Raw genomic sequence first — 16,837 nt, forward strand, 5'->3', positions numbered from 1 at the left:
GTGGCGCCGCCCGGCCCGGCGGGCGGCCCGCGCCCCTCCCTGGGCAGGGGCGGGGGCCCGGGGGTGCCGGCCGGCGCGCAGCTCCGCGTAGGCGAGCTGCTCCAGGGCCCTGGGCACCGCGGTGACCTGCCCGCGGGCCCGCGCCGCGGCCAGCGCGCGGCTGCCGAGACGGCACGCGGCGGTGAGGTCGCCCACGACGAGGGCGGCGGCTCCGGCGCACAGCAGCAGCTCGGCCTCGTCCGCCTCTCCTGCGGCGTCGACCACTTGTCGCAGGGTGCCGCGGCCTGCCTCGAACCCCCGTGCGTCGCCGCTGAGTACGGCGCCCATCCCCCGCAGATACGTCCCGAGCGCGCCGTCGAGCCCGAAGGCCCGCCCCACGGCTCCCGCCTCCGCGTCACCGCCGGCACCCGCTCGGCCCACGGCCCTCGGCTCCGCGCCATCGCCGGCGTCCGCTCGCCCCACGGCCCTCGGCTCCGCGTCACCGCCGGCACCCGCTTGCCCCACGGCCCTCGGCTCTCCGGAGCCGCTCACGCCCGCCCGGCCCACGGCCGACTCTCCGGAACCGCTCACACCCGCGCGCCCCACGGCCCTCGGCTCTGCGGAGCCGCTCGCACCCGCTCGCCCCACGTCGCCGAGCCCGCCCTCACGGTCCGTGCCCGCCGCGCGCGCGTCCGTGATCAGGGGGGCCAGGGCTTCCCGGTACGCGGCGGCGTCGCCCATCGCCCAGGACGCCTCGGCGGCGGCCAGGTGTGCGCGCAGCGCCTGGGCCGGGTCTCGGTCCGCGAGCCGGCGGGCGGCGAGCAGCAGGGAGGCCCGCGCGTCGGCGATCGGCCCGTCGCCCAACTCCACAAGACCATGCACCAGTTCGACCTGACCGGTCACCCTGTCGGGCAACTCGAGCCGCCGTACCGGAGCGAGCAACCGCGCCGCCCGGTCCGGCCGCCCTTCGAGCCGGGCCCGCTCGGCGGCGTCCACGAGCCGGAGGGCCTGAGCGGTACGGGGGTCGACGAGCAGGGCTTCCGCCACCGGGGGCAGGGCCCCTGCCGCGTCCGGCCGCAGGGCCGTTGCCGGGCTTGGAGATCCGGCTGCACGGAGCTCGAACTCCGTTGCCGGGCCCGGAGAGCCGACTGCACCAGGCGCGAACTCCGTTGCCTGACACGGAGCACCGACCGCACCGGGCGCAACCTCCGCTGCCCGGGAAGGAGAGCCGGCCACACCGGGCGCGAACTCCGCTGCCCGGGACGGCGGGTCGGCCTCACCAAGCCGGACTTCCCCCGTCCTGTACGGACGCCGGACATCCGTGCGGCCCTTGGCGCCCGCCTCACCCCTCGGATCAAGCCCCGCCGCCAGTTCCCGCAGGACCAGCGGACTGCCGCCCGCCGCCTGCAGAAGCCCCTCTCGCACGTCCGCCCGCACAAGCCCGTCACGCACATCCGCCCGCACAAGCCCCTCACGCACATCCGCCCGCACAAGCCCCTCACGCACATCCGCCGGCACAGGCCGGTCCGTGAGGAGCCGTTCCAGAAGTGCGTTCGCCGCCGCATCGTCCAGCGGGGCGAGTCGCAGGACCGGCAGGTCCTCGGACAGGCCCGCGGCACGGTGGGCGGCGACGGACAGGATCAGCGCGACGGGGGCCGGCTCGGCGGCCAGCCCCCGGGCCACGGTATGCAGCGCGGTCCGAGGGGAGTCGGGCCACAGGTGCAGGTCGTCCACACACACCAGGAGCGGCCGCGGCCGGGCGGCCGACAGGGGCGCCGACCGCAGCCCGCCGGCCGGGTGGCCTGCGTAGGGGTGCCCGAGCACACCGCCGCGGAGGGCCCGCGGCGGGACGGCGGGCGCATAGCACGCCGTCCCGCCCGTGAACGTGCCGGCGAGGTGCCGCAGCAGCGCCGTACGCCCGAGGCCGGGGTCGCCGGTGACCACCAACGACCCGCCCCGACCGGCCTCGAGCTGCGCCAACAGACTCCCGCACCAGGCCAGTTCACGGTCCCGGCCGTACAGCCGGGCCCCTGGATCCGCCCATTCCGCTCCGGTCACGCATCGCACGCTACTGCCGCGTAACCACGTGCGGAACCCCGGACGCAATCCCGCGGCAATGCGACCGGAACCCGGCCGCCACCCCGCCCGGAACCCCCCCCCGGGGCAGCCCCCGGGCGGGCCGGTGGCCCCGGGCTCCCCCCTCGTCGAGCTCGGCCGTGGCAGCGGGCACAGGAACTGCTCGTAGCGGGTGTCGTTGTCGATGAACCGCTTCAGCCAGGAAATGCTGTACTTCGCGATGGTCGTGTTCGAGCTGTTGGGCGTGAAGTGTGTCGCCCCGTTGAGCTCCAGATACGCCTTGTCGAGGCTGCTCGGCAGGCTCTGGTAGAACGGCTCGGAGTGCGAGGACACCGGCGCCACGCTGTCACCGTCCGCGCCCACGACGAGTGTGGGGGTGCGCAGTTCGGGCCAGGTCTTGTCGGTGTTCCAGCCGGTGAGCGGTATCGCCGCCTGGAGCGAGGGCCGGCTCTTGGCGGCCTCGAGGGTGCCGCCGCCGCCCATGGAGTGACCCATGACGCCGAGGCGGGTGGCGTCGACCCGGCCGCGCACGGTGCTGCGCTGGGTCAAGTGGTCGAGCGCGGCGAGGAGTTGACGGCCCCGGCTGTCGGGCTGGTCGAGCGTGGTGAGGGTGTCGATGGTGAACACCACGAAGCCCTGCGAGGCCAGACGCGGTCCGAGCCAGGCGATGGAGGACTCGTACGCGGTGAAGCCGGGCGAGATGACCACCGCGCCGAAGGTGCCGTCGCTCGTGGTGGTCGGGTAGTAGATGGTGCCGCCGCCGAACCCTGAGGCGCTCAGGGAGGAGACCGAGGTCTGGGACACGGAGTACGGGCCGCGCGAGGCCTCGATGCTGGACTGGGTGGGCGCAGGACCGCGCTCGTAGGGGTTGTCCGCGCCATGGGCGGTGACGGACCCCGAGGTCATCAGCGCGCCGACGGCCATGAGCGCGGCGAGTCCGGCGCGGACCGCGCGGGTCCGGCCCTTGTTCCGTCCGGCGGTGGGGGTGCGGCTCTCTTCGGTGAACTGCTGCACGACGAAGGGTTCCTCTCGCTGGAACAGTGAGTGACAGGCGCCACTGTCAGGGCGGAACCGGAATCCGTGCATCGGCGAAATCACCAGTGCCGGCACGGAGGGTCACCCGTGGCGGCACCCCGGGTCACCCGGCCGAACTCGCCCCCGCCACCGGCACGTTCCCCTCGCACGCGCCGTCCGTCCGCGCCGAGGCAGCCGGCTTGGCCCCCGGCAGTTCCGCCGTACGCAGCGACCGCGATACGAGTCCGATCACCGAGCCGACCACGATCAGACAGGCACTCGCCACGAACACCGGCCGCGAGCCCCAGATCCCGATCGCGGCGCCGGTGACCGGATAGCAGAGGGGTGCGAGCCCCAGCGCGAGGAGCATGTGGACGGAGGTGACGCGCCCGATGTACGCGGGGTCGGACTGGGTCTGCAGAAGCGCCCCGCTCAGCGCGCCGCCCGTCCCCGCGAGCAGCCCGACGAACAGACCGGCCACGGCCGCCGACGCCACCGAAGGCGCGAAGGCGATCGCCGCCAGCGCCACCGCTGCGCCGATCTCCGCGCAGGCCCGCACCAGCCCCGCACGCGGCAGCCGTCCGCGCACCGCGAGCAACAGCGAGGCGGCGCCCGCGCCGACCCCGAAGCCCGCGATGGTCAGCCCCATCCCCGAGGCGCCCCAGCCCCGTTCGTCCGCGAGCAGCACGAGGCCGATGTTGGCGGGGCCGGAGAAGCCGAGCTCGGTCACACCCATCGCGACGATGAGCGGCAGCAGCACCTTGTGCCGGCGGATGTAGCGCAGTCCGGCACGCAACTGCCCGGATTCCGGCCGCCCGTCCCCCGCCTTTTGGTCGGGCGCCAACTCCCTTACCCGTACGGCGAGAAGCAGCACCAGGGATACGGCGAACAGCGCGGCCGCCACCGCGAACGCCGCCGCCGAGCCGCCGGCCGCGACCGCGAACCCGCCCACAGGACCGCCGGTGACCAGGGCGATCCTGGCGGCGAGGCCGCGCAGGCCCTGGACGCGGGCGAGTTGGGACGGTCCGGTGATACGCGGGGGAAGCGCGCCGACCGCCGGCATGAAGACCGCGTCGACGGCGCCGAAGACCAGGGCGATCACCGCGAGGAACCAGATCCCCGGCTGCGCGGCGACAAGGACACCGGCCGCGACGAGGATCACGGCGAAGCGCACGGCATCCGAGCCGATGACGACGCGGCGCGGCCCGAACCGGTCGGCGATCACACCTCCGTACAGCATCAGAAGGGCACGCGGCACGGCGCTGATCGCGAGGACGAGCCCCGCCTGCCCCGCGCTGCCGGTGCGGGCTGCGGCCCACGACAGGGCGATGAAGTAGACGGCGTCGCCGATCATCGAGGAGCCGTAGGCACCGAGCCAGCGCAGGACGTTGGGGTCGCGGTGGGCAGGGCGGTCCACGGCCTGGGCTATGCCACCCGTCGGGGCGCTCGCCGGGGCGCTCACGGGCGGAAGGGGAAGCCGTAGAGGTGGACCGCGATCTGCTCACGGCCCTCGGTCTCGCCCGCCGCCTCGGCCGCGCGGCCGGCCTCGTCGTACTTGCGCAGTACCGCGTCCAACTCCTTGCTCAGCGAGGCGAGTTCGGGCGCGGTCAGCCGGGGCAGGTACTCCGAGTCGAAGGCCGCCTTACGCCACTCGGCACCCCAAGCGGCCTTCTCGTCGACATAGCGCGCGTACAGCTCGGCACGCTGATCCCGGAAGAGCCGCGTGACCGAGCGGTGGGCGGCGGCCTTGCCGGGCTCGTCGATGAAGTCCTCGTCGCTGATGGTCAGCGACTGCGCGGCCGGCTTCCACCAGCGCTCACGCCCGTCGCTCCCCTGCCCCTCGGCCTCCTCGATCAGGCCGTGCTTGGCGAGCGTACGCAGGTGATAGCTGACCAGCGACACCGCCTCGTCCACGGTCTGCGCGAGCTGCGAGGCCGTCGCGGTGCGCGCGGCATAGACCGCGCGGAACAGCTTCATGCGCAACGGGTGGCCGAGCGCCTTGAGCGTCTCGACGTCCGTGATCTGCCGCGCCTTCTTCTCTGCCATGCCCCCAAGGTAGATAGGAAAGAAAAGTTGCACAACTAATTTTGCGCAACTTTCCTTTCCTATCTACCTTGGGCGGGTGCGGTCCATGCCCTGCTCCGGGAGGACTCAGCGCTTGTCGGGGAGCTCCGCGTGCCAGACAGCACGGGCGGCCAGCGGCAGCAGGGCGGCCGCCATGCTGACCGCGCCGCCCACGACGAACAGCGGCTGCGCGCCCCACACCCCGGCCGCCCAGCCGCCCACCGGGAAGAACAGCGGCGTCAGGCCCACCGCCGTGAAGGCCATCACCGAGGAGACCCGGCCCAGATAGCCGGGCTCGGTGTTGGCCTGGATCAGCGTCGAGGAGAGGCCGCCGCATATCCCGCTCACCAGACCCGCGAGCAGCGCCACGGCCGCGGCACCGGCGACGGTCGGCAGCAGCCCGATGGCGCCGATCGCGACGGATGCCACCGCGAGGGTGACCGTCGCCCAGAGGCCGGCCCGGGGGAACCGTCCGGCGACGGCGAGCCCGAGCGTGCTGATCCCCGCGCCGAGCGCCATCGTCCCCAGGATGAGGCCGACTCCGGCAGGGCTCCAGCCGCGCTCCTCACCGAGCAGCACGATGCCCACGGTGAGCGGCGGGGAGATGCCGATCTGGCTGATGGCGCCGGACACGACCAGCGGGCCGACCACGGGATGCCGGCGGACGTAACGGAGCCCGTCCCTCAACTCCCGCCAGGCCGAGGTGCGTTGCGCCCCCGTGGCCGCCGCGTCGTCGGGCAGCACCGGTGCGATCCGTACGGCGATCAGCAGCGCGAGCGACAGGGCGAACAGCACACCCGCCGCCGCGAACGCCGCCTCGGGACCGCCCACGCCGAGCGCGAACCCGGCCGTCGGCGGCCCGGCCAGCCTGCCCATGCGGTCCACGAAGGCCTTGAAGCCGAGCAGCCGCATCAGCTCGCCGCGCGAGGTGATGCGCGTGGGCAGCGCCCCGACCGCGGGCATGAACAGGGCGTCCACGACACCGAAGACCAGCGCGAGCACCACGAGGAGCCAGAGCCCGGGGGTGGCCAGCCACAGGGCGGCGGCCGCGGCGAGGATCAGGAGCGACCGGGCGGCGTCCGAGCCGATGACGACCTTGCGCGGCCCGAACCGGTCGGCGACCACTCCCCCGCCGAGCATCAGCAGCGCTCGCGGCACGGCACCGACGGCCATCACCACGCCCACCTGCGCGGGCCCGGCGACTTGGGCGGCGGCCCAGCCGAGGGCCAGAAAGTACACGCTGTCGCCGACCATGGAGGCGGCGTACGCGCTGAGCCAGCGCAGGACGTTGCCGTCGCGGTGGACGGGGAGAGGCGCGGACGGTTCGGTTGCGGAGGATTCGGTTGCGGAGGATCCGGGCGATTTCGCGTGCGAGGGCGCGTCAGCATTCACGAACGGCGATGATCTCGCCCGACTGCCGTACGGGGCAAGCGATTTCCGTACGGTGAGAGGTGGCGGCCGGCAGCCCCGCGCAACCGCCCGCGCTGCGCTCCCGAACACCCTCAGTGCCACTTGGCCGGTCGGGCGTACACCGCCCCCGAGACCGCGTCCTTGACGAGCGGCGGAAGCTGGCAGGCGCGCAGCGCCGACTCGTTGATGTTGAAGTAGCCGACCGTGCTGAAGTGCCGGCTGGGCCGCATATGGCCCGGCGGCAGAGCCATATAGATCGCACGCGCCGGATCAAGGCGCTGCGCGGCCTCGATGGCCGGCACCAGATCCGTGTCGGCCGAGACGATCAGGGCCACGTCCGAGGCCCGCAGGGCGCTGTCCTCCACGAGCCGGGCACCGATCGCGACATCGGTCGCCTTCTCCTCGTACGTCCGATGGCTGACCGGCGGTGTGCAGGCGCACGTCAGGGGTCCGCGGCAGGTCTTGCAGCGCAGCCGCTTCGCGGCGAACCGGCCGAGCACCGTCTCGACCTCTGCCGGACTGTGCGCGGCCAGCGCGTCCAGGTAGACCGACTGGTTCGCGGCCGCCGCGGGCTCTCCCCGTACGGGCGCCGTGAAGTAGCGGACGCCGACCAGCGAGTCCTGCGGCCGCACCCTTCTGACCAGCGCCGCAAGGTCCAGCCAGTAGTAGCGGTGGCCGTACTTCGCACGCATTCCGTAGTAGAGGTTGAATCCGTCGACGTAGGCGATGACGGTGCTCACGAGCTTCTCCCGGCCGAAGGGCTGGCTGCTAGTCTGGATGTACGAGTTCGGCGCAAGCCGACAGGAACGGCCCCGGCGACGGGGCCGTTTTTTTGCGTCGGCTGCCGGTGGACTACGCGGCGGGCTCCCCCGCGGGCTCTTCGGATGCGGACGTCGGCTCCGGCTGATGCCGCACCCTGCGGTACGCCGTGGTGTCCTCGTGGGAGAGCGCCGCGTGGACGGCGTACGCGGACTGCTTGGGGCCGTTGATCGTGTAGTTGCCCTTGGGGGTCTGGGTCAGCACCGTGCCGAGCCAGTGGTCGCCCTTGCGCCAGTCGATCTGCGCGAGGCTCGCGATCAGTGCGTCGCGGCGGCCGGACCGCTCCTCGGCAGGGGCGTCGAGCAGGCTCTGGCCGAGCGCGCCGACTGCGGCGAGCACCGTACCCGTGCCGGCCACACAGGTCTCCCGGTCCGTCAGTTCGGCACCGAAGGCCTCCGTGTACGCCGTGAGCCACTCTCTGGCCACCGTCTCCAGCTCGTCCAGGGCGACCTTGTCGACGGGGGCCGGCTTGGCCCCGTACTGCACTCCCGCGATGCCGTGCACCATGTTGACGACGACCTGCCGCAGATCCTGCACCTTGATGACCTTGAGGCTGTTCTTCTTGATCTGCCGGGAGATCCGCTCCACCTTGCCGCGGAAGAACGGCACGTCCTCGGAGAGCCTGCCGACGATGCCCATCAGCGGATCGGTGGTGTCCATCGCGAGGGCGATGGTGGTGTTCACCTTCACGCCGAGGACGTTGAGGTCGTAGAAGAACTTGCGGGCCTCCAGGGCCGGCCGTGCGTCATGCACGACAGCGCTCAACTGCGCCGCGGCATGGCGCTCCTTGACCTCCTGCGGAAGTGTCGGGTCCTGCTGGAGGTGGTAGTGGCTCGCCAGCTGCGTCTCACCGTCGATGGCGATCAGGTTCAGGCCGTGCGGCACGCACAGGAAATGCTGGACGACACCGTCCTGGTCCGGGAACTGGTGGATGGACAGCTCCCGTTCGGTCCACAGGTGCATGGGGGGCAGCACGCCGACCTGCTCCCCCGTCACATGCCGCAGGATGTACTCCGCGTAGCTGGGGATATTGGACTTCTTGCCGTGCTCGATGCCCCGCTGGACCTCCGCGTGCAGCTCGACGTCCTCCTCCGTGACGTCGCTGGGGCGCAGCCGCGCGTTCCCCGGCTGGAGGGCCACCGGGTCATGGGTGACGACGCGCAGCTGCTTGAACTGCACCTGGATGTGTGTGGTCCGGCCGTCCACCGGCATACAGCGGATGAACTGCCCCGCCGAGGGATCGAACGCACCCGTACCGGTCTTCGCCACAGCCCCCACCCAACTCCCTGGCCACATTGCCTACTTGGACCAGGTTAGGGCTCAACTCAAGGTTGCCGCAGGTTTTTTCTCGAGAAGGACTCGAAGCGGCTTGAGAAGACTCGGCGTGCCGAACTCCGTCTCCGGTGCTCAGCGCACCACGTGCCCGGCGTCGCGCAGCGCCGACTTCACCTCGCCGATCCGCAGATCGCCGAAGTGGAAGACGGACGCGGCCAGGACCGCGTCGGCGCCCGCCGCCACCGCCGGGGCGAAGTGCTCCAGCCTGCCGGCGCCGCCCGAGGCGATCACGGGCACGGTGACGTGCTTGCGTACGGCCTCGATCATCTCGATGTCGTAGCCGTCCTTGGTGCCGTCCGCGTCCATCGAGTTGAGCAGGATCTCGCCCGCGCCCAACTCGGCCGCCTGGTGGGCCCATTCGACGGCGTCGATGCCCGCGGACTTGCGGCCGCCGTGGGTGGTGACCTCGAAGGAGCCGGACTCGGTGCGACGGGCGTCGACCGAGAGGACGAGGACCTGGCGGCCGAAGCGCTCGGCGATCTCACGGATCAGGTCGGGGCGCGCGATGGCGGCCGTGTTCACGCCCACCTTGTCCGCGCCGGCCCGCAGCAGCTTGTCGACGTCCTCGGCGGTGCGCACGCCGCCGCCGACCGTGAGCGGGATGAAGACCTGCTCGGCGGTGCGGCGGACCACGTCGTAGGTGGTCTCGCGGTTGCCCGACGAGGCCGTGATGTCGAGGAAGGTCAGCTCGTCGGCGCCCTCGGCGTCGTACACCTTGGCCATCTCGACGGGGTCGCCCGCGTCGCGCAGGTTCTGGAAGTTGACGCCCTTGACGACCCGGCCGTTGTCGACGTCCAGGCAGGGGATCACACGGACGGAGAGCGTCATACGGACACCGCCGCGAGGGCCTCTTCCAGCGTGAACTGCTTGGCGTAGAGCGCCTTGCCCACGATCGAGCCCTCGACGCCCAGCGGGACGAGCGAGGCGATCGCGCGCAGGTCGTCGAGCGACGAGACGCCGCCCGAGGCGACGACGGGGCGGTCGGTCGCCGCGCAGACATTGCGCAGGAGTTCCAGGTTGGGGCCCTGCAGCGTGCCGTCCTTGGCGATGTCGGTGACGACATAGCGGGCGCAGCCCTCGGAGTTGAGGCGCTCCAGGGTCTCGTACAGGTCCCCGCCGTCGCGGGTCCAGCCGCGGCCGCGCAGCGTCGTCCCGCGGACGTCCAGGCCGACCGCGATCTTGTCGCCGTGGGAGGCGATGACCTTGGCGACCCACTCGGGGGTCTCCAGGGCGGCGGTGCCCAGGTTGACGCGGGTGCAGCCGGTGGCGAGCGCGGCCTCGAGGGAGGCGTCGTCGCGGATGCCGCCGGAGAGCTCGACTTTGATGTCCATCGCGCCGGTGACCTCGGCGATCAGCGCACGGTTGTCGCCGGTGCCGAACGCGGCGTCCAGGTCCACGAGATGCAGCCACTCGGCGCCCGCGCTCTGCCAGGCGAGGGCGGCCTCGAGCGGGGAGCCGTACGAGGTCTCCGTACCGGATTCGCCGTGGACGAGGCGGACGGCCTGGCCGTCGCGGACGTCGACGGCGGGCAGGAGTTCGAGCTTCTCAGAAGAGGAAGGGGACATCAGAGGGTTCCGATCCAGTTGGTCAGGAGCTGCGCACCGGCGTCGCCGGACTTCTCGGGGTGGAACTGGGTGGCCCACAGCGCACTGTTCTCGACGGCGGCCACGAAGGGCTTGCCGTGGGTGGACCAGGTGACGCGCGGGGCGGCGATCGTCGGGTTGGTGACCTCGAGCGTCCAGTCGTGGACCGCGTACGAGTGCACGAAGTAGAAGCGGGCGTCCGCGTCCAGACCGGCGAAGAGCCGCGAGTCCTCGGGGGCCTCGACCGTGTTCCAGCCCATGTGCGGGACCACGTCGGCCTCCAGCGGGCCGACCGTGCCGGGCCACTCGTCGAGGCCCTCGGTCTCGACGCCGTGCTCGATGCCGCGCTCGAAGAGGATCTGCATCCCGACGCAGATGCCCATCACCGGGCGTCCGCCGGAAAGGCGGCGGCCGACGATCCAGTCGCCGCGGGCCTGCTTGAGACCGTTCATACAGGCGGCGAACGCGCCGACGCCGGGCACGAGCAGCCCGTCGGCGTTCATCGCCTTGTCGTAGTCGCGGGTTATCTCGACGTCCGCGCCGACCCGGGCGAGCGCGCGCTCGGCGGAACGGACGTTGCCGAAGCCGTAGTCGAAGACGACGACCTTCTTGGCGGTGCCGGTCATGCCGCTCACTCCCAGATTCCCTGAATCCGCAGAACGCCCGCCACCAGACACATCACGGAGCCGATGGCGAGCAGGACGATGAGGCCCTTGGGCATCTTCTGCTTGCTGAAGGAGTAGACACCGCCGGCCAGGAAGAGGCCGACGACGATCAGGATGGTGGAGAGGCCGGTCACAGCGCACCCTTCGTGGACGGGAGGATGCCGGCCGCACGCGGGTCGCGCTCGGAGGCGTAACGCAGCGCGCGGGCCAGGGCCTTGAACTGGCACTCGACGATGTGGTGGGCGTTGCGCCCGTACGGGACGTGGACGTGCAGCGCGATCTGCGCCTGCGCCACGAAGGACTCCAGGATGTGCCGGGTCATCGTGGTGTCGTACGCGCCGATCATGGGCGCCATGTTCTCGGGCTCGGTGTGCACGAGGTACGGGCGGCCCGACAGGTCGACGGTCACCTGGGCGAGCGACTCGTCCAGCGGGACGGTGCAGTTGCCGAAGCGGTAGATGCCGACCTTGTCGCCGAGCGCCTGCTTGAAGGCGGCGCCGAGAGCGAGCGCGGTGTCCTCGATGGTGTGGTGCGAGTCGATGTGGAGGTCGCCCTCGGTCTTCACCGTGAGGTCGAACAGGCCGTGCCGGCCGAGCTGGTCGAGCATGTGGTCGTAGAAGCCGACCCCGGTCGACACATCGACCTTTCCGCTGCCGTCGAGGTCGATCTCGACGACGACGGAGGTCTCCTTGGTGGTCCGCTCCACGCGTCCGATGCGGCTCATGCGCTCTGCTCCTGCTCCTTCTTGAGGTCTCGTACCGCGTCGAGGAACGCGTCGTTCTCCTCGGGCGTGCCCGCGGTGACCCGCAGCCAGCCCGGTACGCCGTTGTCCCGGACCAGGACGCCCCGGTCGAGGATCTGCTGCCATACGGCGTGGGCGGCACCCTCGCCGTCGAATCGTCCGAACTGCACGAAGTTGGCGTCGGACGGGGTGACTTCATAGCCGAGCGCGCGCAGCTCGCCGACGAGCCGGTCGCGCTCCTGCTTCAGCTGCTCCACATACGCGAGCAGGGTGTCGGTGTGCTCCAGGGCCGCGAGCGCGGTGGCCTGGGTGACGGCCGACAGGTGGTACGGAAGGCGTACGAGCTGCACCGCGTCCACGACCGCGGGGTGCGCGGCGAGATAGCCGAGGCGGAGCCCTGCCGCGCCGAAGGCCTTGGACATGGTGCGCGAGACGACGAGGTTCGGGCGGCCCTCGATCAGCGGAAGCAGCGAGTCGCCGTGGCTGAACTCGATGTACGCCTCGTCGACCACGACCAGGGACGGCTTGGCGGCCTGTGCGGCCTCGTACAGCGCGAGCACCGTCCCGGCCTCGACAGCCGTGCCCGTCGGGTTGTTGGGCGAGGTGATGAAGGTGACGTCCGGGGCCTGCTCGGCGATCGCCTTCGTCGCCGCCTCGACATCGATGGTGAAGTCGTCGTTGCGCGGTCCCGAGATCCAGCCGGTGCCCGTGCCGCGCGAGATGAGCCCGTGCATCGAGTACGAGGGTTCGAACCCGATCGCCGTGCGGCCGGGGCCGCCGAAGGTCTGCAGGAGCTGCTGGATGACCTCGTTGGACCCGTTGGCCGCCCACACGTTCTCGACGCCGACCTGGTGCTTCGCCGTCCGCGTGAGATAGCGGGCCAGCTCGGTGCGCAGCTCGACGGCGTCGCGGTCGGGGTAGCGGTTGAGGCCGCGGGCCGCTTCGGTCACGCGCTCGGCGATCCGCCGCACGAGGGGCTCGGGCAGCGGGTACGGGTTCTCGTTGGTGTTCAGGCGGACGGGGACGTCCAACTGGGGGGCGCCGTAAGGGGACTTGCCCTTGAGCTCCTCGCGGATGGGCAGGTCGTCGATACCTGTCACGTGCTGGGTCACTGGCCCGGAACCTTCCATCCGAAGCGCGCCTTGATCGCGGCGCCGTGCGCCGGCAGGTCCTCCGCCTCCGCCAGCGTCACCACGTGGTGGGCGACATCGGCGAGGGCGTCCTGCGAGTAGTCCACGATGTGGATGCCGCGCAGGAAGGACTGCACGCTCAGGCCCGAGGAGTGGCAGGCGCAGCCGCCGGTGGGCAGCACGTGGTTGGATCCGGCCGCGTAGTCGCCGAGCGACACGGGAGCCCAGGGGCCCACGAAGATCGCGCCGGCGTTCTTGACGCGGTCCGCCATGGCGGTGGCGTCGGCGGTCTGGATCTCCAGGTGCTCGGCGCCGTACGCGTCGACGACCTTCAGGCCGTCCTCCAGGGTGTCCACGAGGACGATCACGGACTGCTCGCCCTCGAGGGCGGGGACGATCCGGTCGTCGATGTGCTTGGACGCCGCGACCTGCGGCTCCAGCTCACGCTCCACGGCATCGGCGAGCGCTTCGCTGTCCGTGACGAGGACGGCGGCGGCCAGCGGGTCGTGCTCGGCCTGGCTGATCAGGTCGGACGCCACGTGCACGGGGTCGGCCGTGTCGTCGGCGAGGACCGCGATCTCGGTGGGGCCGGCCTCGGCGTCGATGCCGATCTTGCCGGTGAAGTAGCGCTTGGCGGCCGCCACCCAGATGTTGCCGGGGCCGGTCACCATGTTCGCGGGCGGGCAGGACTCGGTGCCGTACGCGAACATCGCGACGGCCGTCGCACCGCCCGCGGCGTACACCTCGTCGACACCGAGCAGCGCGCACGCGGCGAGGATCGTCGGGTGCGGAAGGCCGCCGAACTCGGCCTGGGCCGGCGAGGCGAGCGCGATCGACTCGACGCCCGCTTCCTGGGCGGGCACCACGTTCATGATCACGGAGGACGGGTAGACCGAGCGGCCGCCGGGCGCATAGAGCCCCACGCGCTCGACCGGAACCCACTTCTCGGTCACGGATCCGCCGGGCACGACCTGAGTGGTGTGCGTGGTGCGGCGCTGCGCGCGGTGCACCGCGCGCGCCCGCTTGATGGACTCCTCCAGGGCAGCCCTGACCTGCGGGTCGAGCTCGGCGAGCGCGGTACGCAGGGCCTCGGCCGGCACCCGTACGTTCGCCAGCTTTACTCCGTCGAACTTCTCCGCGTACTCGACCAGCGCCGCGTCGCCCCGATGATGGACGTCCTCGCAGATGGGCCGCACCTTGTCCAGGGCGGCCGCGACGTCGAACTCGGCTCGGGGCAGCAGTGCGCGCAGGCCGGCGCCCTGGGGGAGGGCGCTGCCGCGCAGGTCGATTCGAGAGATCACGTGCCCAATTCTCGCAGACGGGCGCGCGGCGTCGTCGCGCGTATCCACTGGCTGATACGAGCGCACCTGCCGGCTGATTCCGGCCCCGGCCGGCGTTCCCGCCCGGATCAGGCCGCGTACGGCCCCCGGCCGGTCATCGCCGCACGATCAGGCCGCGTGAGGGCCCCGACCGTCATCGCCGCACGATCAGGCCGCGTGAAGGCCCGGGCCGGTCATCGCCGCACGTTCGGGGCCGCGGCCCCTGCCTGCTTGCGGTAGATCTCGAGAACCGCCGTGTTCCCGGCCACCACGACCGCCGCGATCACGGCCGCGACCGGGTGCCCGAGTCCGTACAGCGCCGCCGCGCCACCGCCCAGGACCAAGGCTTTCACCAGGAGCACGCCCGGCAGCCCCGGCGGCCGCTTCGCCTTCGGCGCCGCGAACTGCCCCCACAGCACGATCGCCACGGCAGGCGTGCCCAGCCCCAGCAGCAGGCTCAGCAGGATGCCGTCCCCGGTGGCGAAGCCCCACCAGGCGAGCGCCCCCAGGGCGCCCATCTCGATCACGAAGGCCAGCAGCTCGTTGGCCACCACCCACGGCGGCCCGTCGAGCGCCGGCCGCCCATGCGCTTGCCCACCCGCCATGCGCCCCTCCCCAGGGTCGGCCCGCACGGGCCACGTGCGGCTCAGAGTGGCACAAGCACCCCCTGGCCGATACCGATCCCCTCCGATCTCCCGCACCACTAGCGTTCAGCCGGTCACCGGCCGGGCATCACACCGGTACGTATGACACGGGTGTACGAGTACGGGAGGGGACGTACCGAGGTGACGACGGAGATGCCGGACGATCTGACGGCGGCCGAGGCGGGGATGTGGCAGGCGTTCCAGAACGGGACCCGCTACGACCTGTCCACCGGCGCCCCGGAGGTCGACGACCCGCACGGGGTGCACCACTGGGGCGAGGAGCGCAGCGTACGGGCCCGGGTGGTCTGCATGCTGATGCTGGCGGGTCCGCCGGCGCGTGACGGACGAGTCGCCGCCATCAAGCTCACGGGTGTGCGGATCACCGGTTACCTCGACGTCGCGGGCGGCACCGTGACCCCGTACGTGGAGATGAAGGACTGCCGCTTCGAGAAGGAGATCTCCCTTCCCGAGAGCCGCTTCACCACCCTGCGCCTGCTGAACTGCTCGATCCCCCGCCTGGAGGCCGCCCGGCTGCAGACCGAGGGCGATCTGCATCTGCCGCGCTGCCGTGTGCACCGCGGCATCCGGCTCACGGACGCCCAGATCGGCACGGATCTGCTGCTCAGCCAGGCCGTGGTGCACCACGACCGCCAGGACCGCACGGTCAACGCGGACGGGCTCTCGGTCGGCCAGGACCTGCAGGCCGAACTCATGGAGTCCTACGGGGAGTTCCGGATGCGCGGCGCGAAGGTCGGGGTCTCGCTGAGCCTGCGCGGCAGCCGGATGCTCAACGAAACGGGCAAGTACGCCCTCAACGCCCCGCAGCTGACCGTCGAGCGCGCCCTGTATCTGACGCCGGCGGCCATAGTGGATCCCGTGTTCACCGCCGGTGCGACCCCGGCGCGCGGCGTGCGGATCCAGCGCTTCGAATGCCGTGGCGGCATCCGGCTCGACGACGGGCGCTTCACCGACGCGGTCGACTTCGACCGCGCCCTGCTGCTCATGGGCGAGGACCACGAACTCTCGCTGCGCCGGGTGCAGACCGCCGAACTGCGCTTCCTCGGTGAGCGGCCGGAGGGCGGCACAGTGGTGCTGTCCGGCGCGAAGGTGACGAGCCTGCGCGACAGGGCCGCGAGCTGGCCGGGCCCCGGGCATCTGCAGATGAACGGTTTCGGGTACGAGAACCTCATCCCGGTCGGCAAGTTCCCGCTGCCCACCCGCCTGGACTGGGTCGAGGCGGCCACTCCCGAGTACAACCCGGAACCGTACGAACGCCTCGCCGCGGTGCTGCGCGACACCGGCGAGGACTCCGAGGCCCGCGAGGTCCTGCTCGCCAAACAGCGCCGCCGCCGCCAGACGCTCCCGGTCGCGGGCAAGCTCTGGGGTTACCTGCAGGACTGGACGGTCGCGTACGGATACCGGCCGGGCCGTGCGGCGCTGTGGATGGCGGTCCTGTGGGCGCTCGGCGGCTATGCCTTCTCGCACTACGACCCGGCGGCGATGAAGTCCGGCGAGGGCCCCCACTACCAGCCGGTCCTGTACTCGCTCGACCTGATCCTGCCGGTGATGAACCTCGGCCAGGACGGTTACTGGCGCGTCGAGGGCCCCTGGCAGTGGCTGGCCGCCTCCCTGGTCCTCCTCGGCTGGGTCCTGGCGACAACGGTGGCGGCGGGGGCTTCGCGGCTGTTGCGCCGAGGGTGGCGGGGGCGGCGAATAGGGGCCCCCGTAAACCCCGTGACACCCACACTCCCCAGACCCCCCCCCTCCCCCCCCCAAGTCCCCCACCCACCCGCACTCCCAAGTCCCCCACCCACCGCACCCCACCGCACCCGAACCGTTACCCACCACGCAGCAACCATCCGCCCAGCTCACCGGTCTTCCCCCGCACCATGGCACTGCTACGCGCCCTCATCAGCACAGCCCGGATGCTGAAGCACACCAAGCACCTCGCCGTCGGCCTGCCCGCCGACGACCAGGTGCTGCTCGACGCACCCGACGAACGACTCGCCCCCGCACTCGTCGCGGCGGGCCAGGACGAGTACGGCCCCGCCGCGACG

Annotated in this window: 14 protein-coding genes and 1 pseudogene; 1 reads left to right on the forward strand and 14 read right to left on the reverse strand. The window is 72.0% G+C overall.

Annotated elements, in window-relative coordinates; translation table 11 throughout:
- Positions 1–2,172 precede the first annotated feature (2,172 nt).
- From JAO81_RS35520 to JAO81_RS35585, 14 genes and pseudogenes are all read right to left on the reverse strand, one after another.
- Positions 2,173–2,979: pseudogene (locus JAO81_RS35520) on the reverse strand (alpha/beta hydrolase family protein); the annotation flags it as partial.
- A gap of 214 nt (positions 2,980–3,193) precedes the next feature.
- Positions 3,194–4,531 carry an MFS transporter gene (locus JAO81_RS35525; RefSeq protein ID WP_307814059.1) on the reverse strand — a complete coding sequence of 446 codons (1,338 nt, stop codon included), beginning with the start codon at positions 4,529–4,531 and terminating at the stop codon, positions 3,194–3,196.
- Positions 4,528–5,115: a transcriptional regulator gene (locus tag JAO81_RS35530; RefSeq protein WP_199552117.1), complete on the reverse strand. Its 588-nt coding sequence runs from the start codon at positions 5,113–5,115 to the stop codon at positions 4,528–4,530. The genes JAO81_RS35525 and JAO81_RS35530 overlap by 4 nt, the downstream gene beginning before the upstream one ends.
- A gap of 105 nt (positions 5,116–5,220) precedes the next feature.
- A complete protein-coding gene (locus JAO81_RS35535) occupies positions 5,221–6,525 on the reverse strand; it encodes an MFS transporter (protein WP_199552118.1) in 1,305 nt (434 codons plus the stop codon).
- Between the two features lie 110 nt (positions 6,526–6,635).
- A complete protein-coding gene (locus JAO81_RS35540; RefSeq protein ID WP_199552119.1) occupies positions 6,636–7,283 on the reverse strand; it encodes an NYN domain-containing protein in 648 nt (215 codons plus the stop codon).
- A gap of 112 nt (positions 7,284–7,395) precedes the next feature.
- On the reverse strand, positions 7,396–8,640 hold the full coding sequence (locus tag JAO81_RS35545) for a DNA sulfur modification protein DndB (RefSeq protein ID WP_199552120.1): 1,245 nt from the start codon (positions 8,638–8,640) through the stop codon (positions 7,396–7,398).
- Positions 8,641–8,769: 129 nt separating this feature from the next.
- Positions 8,770–9,525, reverse strand: a complete 756-nt coding sequence (hisF, locus tag JAO81_RS35550; protein WP_199552121.1) for an imidazole glycerol phosphate synthase subunit HisF — start codon at positions 9,523–9,525, stop codon at positions 8,770–8,772.
- On the reverse strand, positions 9,522–10,262 hold the full coding sequence (gene priA, locus JAO81_RS35555) for a bifunctional 1-(5-phosphoribosyl)-5-((5-phosphoribosylamino)methylideneamino)imidazole-4-carboxamide isomerase/phosphoribosylanthranilate isomerase PriA (protein WP_199552122.1): 741 nt from the start codon (positions 10,260–10,262) through the stop codon (positions 9,522–9,524). Before priA ends, hisF begins: the two co-directional genes overlap by 4 nt.
- A complete protein-coding gene (gene hisH / locus JAO81_RS35560) occupies positions 10,262–10,906 on the reverse strand; it encodes an imidazole glycerol phosphate synthase subunit HisH (protein ID WP_199552123.1) in 645 nt (214 codons plus the stop codon). Before hisH ends, priA begins: the two co-directional genes overlap by 1 nt.
- 5 nt (positions 10,907–10,911) lie before the next feature.
- On the reverse strand, positions 10,912–11,079 hold the full coding sequence (locus JAO81_RS35565) for a hypothetical protein (protein WP_199552124.1): 168 nt from the start codon (positions 11,077–11,079) through the stop codon (positions 10,912–10,914).
- Positions 11,076–11,669 (reverse strand): imidazoleglycerol-phosphate dehydratase HisB, encoded by a 594-nt coding sequence (gene hisB / locus JAO81_RS35570; protein ID WP_199552125.1) that lies wholly within the window; start codon positions 11,667–11,669, stop codon positions 11,076–11,078. Before hisB ends, JAO81_RS35565 begins: the two co-directional genes overlap by 4 nt.
- Complete coding sequence (locus JAO81_RS35575; protein WP_307814061.1) at positions 11,666–12,787, reverse strand: histidinol-phosphate transaminase; 1,122 nt, start codon at positions 12,785–12,787, stop codon at positions 11,666–11,668. Before JAO81_RS35575 ends, hisB begins: the two co-directional genes overlap by 4 nt.
- A gap of 8 nt (positions 12,788–12,795) precedes the next feature.
- Entirely contained in the window at positions 12,796–14,118 is a 1,323-nt protein-coding gene (gene hisD / locus JAO81_RS35580; protein ID WP_199552127.1) for a histidinol dehydrogenase, read from the reverse strand.
- A gap of 212 nt (positions 14,119–14,330) precedes the next feature.
- A complete protein-coding gene (locus JAO81_RS35585) occupies positions 14,331–14,741 on the reverse strand; it encodes a YrdB family protein (protein ID WP_199552128.1) in 411 nt (136 codons plus the stop codon).
- A 141-nt stretch (positions 14,742–14,882) separates the two neighbouring features.
- On the opposite strand from JAO81_RS35585, the gene JAO81_RS35590 reads away from it, so the two are divergent.
- Complete coding sequence (locus tag JAO81_RS35590; protein ID WP_233416383.1) at positions 14,883–16,712, forward strand: oxidoreductase; 1,830 nt, start codon at positions 14,883–14,885, stop codon at positions 16,710–16,712.
- Positions 16,713–16,837: the final 125 nt, after the last annotated feature.

The sequence above is a fragment of the Streptomyces sp. N35 genome (genome assembly GCF_016464295.1).
In the GTDB taxonomy this organism is placed as follows: domain Bacteria; phylum Actinomycetota; class Actinomycetes; order Streptomycetales; family Streptomycetaceae; genus Streptomyces.

Bases quoted from the DNA above. Each gene is read 5' to 3' on its own strand.
- JAO81_RS35530 (WP_199552117.1), bottom strand. From the start codon at position 5,115: ATGGCAGAGAAGAAGGCGCGGCAGATCACGGACGTCGAGACGCTCAAG.
- hisF (WP_199552121.1), bottom strand. From the start codon at position 9,525: ATGACGCTCTCCGTCCGTGTGATCCCCTGCCTGGACGTCGACAACGGC.
- priA (WP_199552122.1), bottom strand. From the start codon at position 10,262: ATGTCCCCTTCCTCTTCTGAGAAGCTCGAACTCCTGCCCGCCGTCGAC.
- hisH (WP_199552123.1), bottom strand. From the start codon at position 10,906: ATGACCGGCACCGCCAAGAAGGTCGTCGTCTTCGACTACGGCTTCGGC.
- hisB (WP_199552125.1), bottom strand. From the start codon at position 11,669: ATGAGCCGCATCGGACGCGTGGAGCGGACCACCAAGGAGACCTCCGTC.
- JAO81_RS35585 (WP_199552128.1), bottom strand. From the start codon at position 14,741: ATGGCGGGTGGGCAAGCGCATGGGCGGCCGGCGCTCGACGGGCCGCCG.
- JAO81_RS35590 (WP_233416383.1), top strand. From the start codon at position 14,883: ATGACACGGGTGTACGAGTACGGGAGGGGACGTACCGAGGTGACGACG.